This window comes from Lactococcus petauri, assembly GCF_002154895.1.
Taxonomy (GTDB): domain Bacteria; phylum Bacillota; class Bacilli; order Lactobacillales; family Streptococcaceae; genus Lactococcus; species Lactococcus petauri.
The window spans coordinates 1-6,629 of the sequence record NZ_MUIZ01000019.1 but is presented as its reverse complement, the minus strand read 5'-3'; the positions used below and the strand labels follow the sequence as shown (position 1 = coordinate 6,629).

At 35.2% G+C, this 6,629-nt stretch carries 5 protein-coding genes and 1 pseudogene; 4 read left to right on the top strand and 2 right to left on the bottom strand.

Annotated features, from left to right (window positions below):
• On the top strand, positions 1 to 356 hold a 356-nt coding region (locus tag BZZ03_RS11485), incomplete at its 5' end, for a bacterial Ig-like domain-containing protein (RefSeq protein ID WP_143466350.1).
• Positions 357 to 434: 78 nt separating this feature from the next.
• Here BZZ03_RS11485 and BZZ03_RS11480 read toward each other — a convergent pair.
• Both BZZ03_RS11480 and BZZ03_RS11475 read right to left on the bottom strand, forming a co-directional pair.
• Positions 435 to 1,592: pseudogene (locus BZZ03_RS11480) on the bottom strand (IS3 family transposase).
• 112 nt (positions 1,593 to 1,704) lie between these two features.
• Positions 1,705 to 2,517 carry an Rgg/GadR/MutR family transcriptional regulator gene (locus BZZ03_RS11475; protein ID WP_086583373.1) on the bottom strand — a complete coding sequence of 271 codons (813 nt, stop codon included), beginning with the start codon at positions 2,515 to 2,517 and terminating at the stop codon, positions 1,705 to 1,707.
• 573 nt (positions 2,518 to 3,090) lie between these two features.
• Between BZZ03_RS11475 and BZZ03_RS11470 the strand changes: the two genes are divergently transcribed.
• The 3 genes from BZZ03_RS11470 to BZZ03_RS11460 all read left to right on the top strand — a co-directional run.
• The gene (locus BZZ03_RS11470; RefSeq protein ID WP_086583372.1) at positions 3,091 to 3,564 is read left to right on the top strand and encodes a hypothetical protein; all 474 of its coding nucleotides are present in this window, start codon (positions 3,091 to 3,093) and stop codon (positions 3,562 to 3,564) included.
• Between the two features lie 38 nt (positions 3,565 to 3,602).
• The gene (lepB, locus tag BZZ03_RS11465) at positions 3,603 to 4,757 is read left to right on the top strand and encodes a signal peptidase I (RefSeq protein WP_086583371.1); all 1,155 of its coding nucleotides are present in this window, start codon (positions 3,603 to 3,605) and stop codon (positions 4,755 to 4,757) included.
• A partial coding sequence (locus BZZ03_RS11460) for a MucBP domain-containing protein (RefSeq protein ID WP_198943955.1) occupies positions 4,754 to 6,629 on the top strand: 1,876 nt, incomplete at its 3' end. The genes lepB and BZZ03_RS11460, both read left to right, overlap by 4 nt.

The following is a 6,629-nucleotide window of genomic DNA, read 5'->3' as shown; positions in this document are numbered from 1 at the left end:
ATGGAAATGCGGTCGACTTCTCACTAGTTAGTGTAGATGCTTCAAAAGTTGATACTTCTAAAGCAGGAACATATGATGTTACTTATACTTATGATGGCGTTACAAGTACAGCCAAAGTCACAGTTAAGGACAAGCAAGCTCTGACTCCTAAACCAGATCAACCCTATGATACTGGAAATGGTGAAAAATCAAAAGAATATACCAAAGATAAGAAGAACAACCAAAACGATTCTAATAAAGGAATCCTTCCTGCAACTGGTGAAGTAAATGAGATGATTTTCAGTATAATTGGACTTCTTATTCTGGGCCTTGTAAGTATCGCATTATTATTTAAGAAAAAAGAATTAAAAAAATAATGAAATAAAAAAGAGGTTTCAAGCCTCTTTTTTATTTCATTATTTTTTCAGACAATAGAGTGGACTAATGTCAAATAATTAGACACAAAATGAGCTATATTTTCTTAAAATAGTTTTCTTCCTTCTGATTTGGAGTTAACCCATTGTTTGCCGAATGAGGATTATAGTTGTTGTAGAATTGTTCGATGTATTCAAAGCAAGAGAGTTGAACCTCTTGAATGGTGTGATAAGTTCTTCGCTTAATTTCTCTTTGTTTAAGGTACTTGAAAAAGACCTCAGTTACGGCATTATCATAAGGATATCCAGGTTTAGAGTAAGAAGCAAGTAACTGATGCTCATCTAATATTTTTCTAAAGGAAGCTGATTTAAATTGGCTGCCTTGATCCGAATGAAAAATGATTGGTTACTTAGGTTTTCTCTTATTTATAGCTATCTCTAAGGTGTCACAGGCGAGCTTAGCATCAATCCTATCGCTTACTTTCCAAGCGATACATTTTCTAGAGTAGAGGTCGAGAATGGCGCAGAGATAGACATGTCGTCTATGTCCGATTGAAATATAAGTGAAGTCGGTTGTCCAGACTTGATTCGGGGACTTCGGATTAAATTCTTGTTTAAGTAGATTATCAGAAGAAAACACAGGAGAGTGGTTTGATTTAAAGTGAGGTTTAATCGTTGACATTTTAGGGAGTGTCATAGATTTGAGAAGTCGGAAGATACGACCTTCAGAAATATTAACGCCATAATCACGCAGAAGAATGATTTTAAAAGCTCTCGTTCCAATTCTTTTCTTGGCTTTCATATAAATCTCAAGGAGGTGTTTTCTTAAGCGTTGGTTTTCTATTTCACGCTTCGAAGGCTCCTTGTTAATGAAATTATAGTAGGTGGAACGCTTGACATGTAAAACACGACAGAGCATAACTGTCGTGTGTTCAAATCAGAGTCTATAGACTGCTTTTAATCTCACTTGGAGTTTTGCATGAATATGGCACTCGCTTTTTTTAAGATAAGATTTTCTTCCTCTAGTTGGGCATTCCTTTTTTGTAATTCTTGAATCTGTTTAGCAGTCAACACCGTATTGTCTTCAAGACGAACTTGAGAGTACTGCTTGATCCATTTTGCAAGTGCAGAAGGGGAGACGCCATAATCTTTACAGAGTTCGGATTGAGTTTTACCTGTTTGGTAGAGGTTAACGAGAGATTGTTTAAATTCCTCGTCGTACCGTTTAAAGCCTGACATAAAAGTCCTTTCGTTTTTGTGTCTTATGAGACAGATTATAGCACACTATTTTGTGTCCACTTTTATAGTATAGCTCCAGTATTTGTATAGTTAAATATCTGTATACTATATACTAGAGAATTTTATTAGCTTTTTTATTATAGAAATCATATACTTCTTTTTTACCTATTTTTTTTATAATTTTTAAAGATTTGTTCATTCTTGTTTCACCTGTTTCTCTATTAATGAACCTATATTCATAGCACCCTAGAATTAAATTTTTAATATTTCTATTAAATGCCGTAAAAAAATCATCATCTAATTTATTTAATAAATAATTTGCTACAAGTTGGTTGTCTTGTATTATAAATTTATAAGTTGCTAGTAATATAATTTCAGTAATTCTACAACGAATGATGCTGCTTTTAAAAAGTATTTTTTGTTTTTTTAATAGTCCTTCTAAGAGATACATGGTATCCTTTTGAGAAAGATGCTCTAAGGAAAGAAATATAATGCAAAGATCAATATAGTTAAAAGTTGTAAGTTCATAAATATATGACGTAATAGTTTCACTATCCATAGGTGATAAGGAGGAATAGCAGCCTTTAGCAACTAAAGATATCATATGTTCCCCTTTTTCTATTAAATCCTTTTCTATTTGTTTTAGAGAAATTACATCATGAAACATCCAAGATTCTTCCATTTTTTGAACTGTGTCCTCTAAATAATGTGGCTTATAATTATTTAGTAGTTCCTCATAATTTGCAAGAGAATAACCTAGTTTATTTAAAGCAATATTTACTCGATCAAATCCCATCATTGTATTTCCCTCTTCGAAATTAAATAGTGAAGTTTTTGATATTCCTAGCTCGTTGAATGCTGAGAGAGGGAGACCTTTCTGAAGTCTTAACTCTTTAAAGATTTGACCATATTTTTTATTGTTCATATTTTTTCCATTTCAGATAATTATACGCTCAAACGTTCTTAATATAGAACGATTGTAAAAAAAAGCTTCTTTTAAGTTATTATACAATAAGGTAAAACAAAAAAACAATTTTAAAAATATTTTAATTATAGTGATTGGTATTTTAATGATGGGCTATGATATTGAGTTTACTGAAATAGGTGTACAAAATTTTTAAACAGGACTTTGTAAGATGATACAAGAAGTGGAGCCAAATAAAAAAGGAGAATAAAAATGAGAGTTTCCCAAGAATACTGTACCCCATCAGCCTCGCTTATTAGAATACTCATCACAGCGAACACTTACCGCCTGCCCTCTACTAGGAGCAGAGTGTTCACAATGGAAACAGCTAGTGAGTTGGAAGTGTAAGTACAGCTCGGGTCGCAGACTTATAAAGAAGACGAAGCAACAAGGAGACATAGCATATTCCTTTTGAGTCCATTCCTAAGAATAATGATTCTGGGAAATATCACAATAGTCAAGTGAAACATATAAATTTGTTAGAAAATTGGGGCGAAAAAATCCCCACAAAATATATTATACGAGGAGACAAACATGGAAATTAACGATAAAGAAAAACAAACAGATTTAAATAGCTTCGAGATAGAACTTGCAAGTATTATTCAAGAAGTTGAAGAAAATAAAAAGAAACTTGAATTTCTAAAAAATGAGAATGATCAACTTCGTCTAAAAAATATGACCTTGGAACAAAATGAAGTGCACTATGTCAATACTTTGAAACAAAAGGAAGCACAGCTCCAGCAATTAGAAAATAAGCCCCCAATGGGCCTTTCGGAAAAAGACCTTGTAGAAGTCATGCTTGATGCAAAACGTGTCGCCAAGGACATTGTTAAAAAGGCTCAAGATGAAGTCCTGTTGGTTGAACGTCAAAAAAAGGAAGCTCTGGCAGCCCTGAAGCAAGAAGGTCAATTGATACGAGAAGACATAGAGAAGTATAGAATCAAAGTCAATCAAGATTTGAATCAATGGATTGAGAGTCTAGAAAGAGTTATGGACAGTCCAGAATAAGCCGTTTAGAATCAATAAGTTAAGGAGGTGAGGAACAAATGATCAAGCTTTACAGAGGAAATATTATTGATGAACAAGAAGACACGTGTTTGTTTATGTTGGACTCTTTTGGACCTTCACAGTTCTTAATGCAAATGATCCAAAAGCAAGACAAACAACTTTCAGACTTAGATCATTCTCTCTTAGAGAAGAAATATCACTTCATGATAGAAGCAATGCTTTCTTCTGAACGTCCTGTTCTATCGCTGTTAGAAGCACTTGAAAAAACCTTCCCCCAAATCATTTGGACAAAAATAATAAAGACACCTTCCAATAGCTATAAGATTGAATTCATTCCGATTGCTTTCCAGAATGAGCGGCAAGAAGAAGATGGCATCTTGGCGGATGCCTTAGAAGAAATGGGGGTGCATGCGGCCAATCTTATTCCGACCTTTCGTGAAAAAGTCGAAGAGGTGTTAAAAAATTGGCAAGGTGCCTCACCTGTTGAAATTTCTCCAACTTTTGAAATGGAGGAGAAAAAAGAAGAAGCTTCTCATCATAAAGAAGGCACAGAAGATCCTCTTCTCTTACGCTTGAAAAAACTTCAAGATGAAGTGAAAAAACAAGGCACTCAAAAAGAAGCCCCACATGTCCAGAAAAACTCCTTTTTTAAGAAGAAAAAGCAAAATAAACATCAGAAACAAAATAAACATGAGAATAAGAATAAAAAAAGCTCACGTTTAAACAAGGGAAGCATTATCGTTTCACTTTTAATGTTTTTCGGCCTTTGCCTTCTGGTTCTCGGGCAATTTTATGGTGTAAGAACCGTAGAGGGGAACTCCATGGAACCCACATTGAAAAACGAACAGGTCATCGTTATTGAAAAGCAACCGAATCAATTACAGCGTGGAGATGTTCTTGCGTTTAATGTCCCTCAAATGGGGGATAAAGAATTCGTGAAAAGGATTATTGGTTTGCCAGGAGATACGATATATGCTTCTCAAGGCAAGCTTTATGTGAATGGCAATCCACTCTCTACAAACTATACGGGCTCAGTGACAGAAGATTTCACTTTGAAAGAAATATGTGGAAGAGAAACAGTACCAGAAGGCAAGCTATTTGTATTGGGAGATAATCGTTCACACTCCACAGACAGTCGAAACTATGGCTTTGTGGATCAGGGAGAAATCAAAGGTAAGGTAGTAATGAAATGAAAGAAAGACTAAAAAATAGGTTTAGAGAAAGAAAAGAACAGATTCGACTATTAGGTTTTTTAATCCTTCTTGTTGTAAGTGTCAGCTTTCTTGGACTGGCTATTCCTAAAATTATGGCAGGAGATACGGTTGTCTCTGATATTGTTCTTGAAGCAGAGACAGAGAATAAATCAATCGTTTTAACAGTGAAGGACAGTAATCAAGAGGATACAAAAATAGTTGTCCCTCTTCCAGAAGGGATCACTTATCAGTCGAATTCAAATCCTAGTATTGGCGTGACACAGGATATAGTCAACAATCAGTTAGTTATTGACTGGGTGGAGGGAGAAGAGAAACAAGTCACGTTACAACTTGAAGCTAAAGAAGAGGGGGGGTATGATTTCACAGCACGTACTGTACGTGAAGATGCTCCAATTACTTCCGCAATATGCTCAATCATCATAAAGAATGAAAATAGGGAAGTGAATGAAGAGACAGGATTGAGTGGTATGGAGACCTTTCCCACAGATTCCTTGCTTTTGGAGACAGAAGAAGCTACTAACGACAATGTATTAATTCCTGATCCGGCGTTACGTCAATTAATTAATAAGACACTAAGAAAACCTTCAGATTATGAACCAACTGCGAGCGACTTATTAAGCATAACAACGCTAGACTTAAGTTTAGGCCAGGGAACAATCTATGACTGGACAGGATTAGAACAGCTCACTAGATTAAGAAAAATTACCGATTCGGGAAAACCAAGTCAGCTATCTTCTGATACAAACTATGCAGGAATGGTTTCTAAAATGAATCAACTACCAGGTATGGAAGCGATAGATATAGGTCAGTCACTCAATATAGACTTATCGGTGTTTGCTAATTACAATCCTATTTCTAAAATTGTGGAGATCATTTTCCCTTTTAATTCTCGTGATTTACGATTTTTAGAAAATTTACTTCCAAATTCAAATATCAACCGTATAGTGTTTTTATATTCGGCTACCCAACAACCTCCATCTAACCCAGATGTTATATATAGAAATAATATCGGATTTGTAAGTATGACTCACCCTCTTCTCCCCGCAGGGTATAGTTGGGTAATCAATAATTTACCCACGAGTTGGGAATATAAAGATTCAAAATTAGCTTATAATGGTACACTGGAGAAATCATTAAAGCTCTCTTATACTCTGAAACCTTCAGGACCATTTGAAACTAAACTAAAATTTAGTACAAGTAGGTTCTATACTGAAGATTATTATCGGGAACAAATGTACGTAAGTGCTCAATCACAAATAATTACCCACTATGTAGATCAAAGTGGCAGAGCGTTGAGCCAATCTGAAACGCAACAAGCTGAGATTGGGAAGGATTATACCACTAAGAGGAAAGTGATAGAAGGCTATGAGGTGAAAGAGGTGCAGGGGCAAGAGATTGGTAAGTTTCTGGCCAATGATCGGACGGTTACTTATGTTTACGTAAGGAAACCTGGAGCCAATGTGACTGTAAGATATAGGAATACTCTGGGGCAAAATATTGCTAACGATGGCAAAGATGTTATTCTAAAGGGTTATATTGGTGACGAATTTAAAACAGAACAAAAAGACATCCCGGGTTACAAATTCAAAAAAGTAGAAGGCCCAACCACAGGAAAGTTCACAGATCAGCCTCAAACAATTACTTACACCTACACATCTGATATCCTTCGCTTCTATGATGTTCCAAGTGAGCTGAGTTTTAATGAAACTAAAATATCATCTCATACAGAAACCATCTCAAGACAAGATCCAAATTGGAAAATCATTGTCGAAGATACACGATTAAGTAAGAGAAATTGGCGAGTTACCGCTCAACTTGTGGATCAATTTAAAGATAGTTCAGGACAACCTT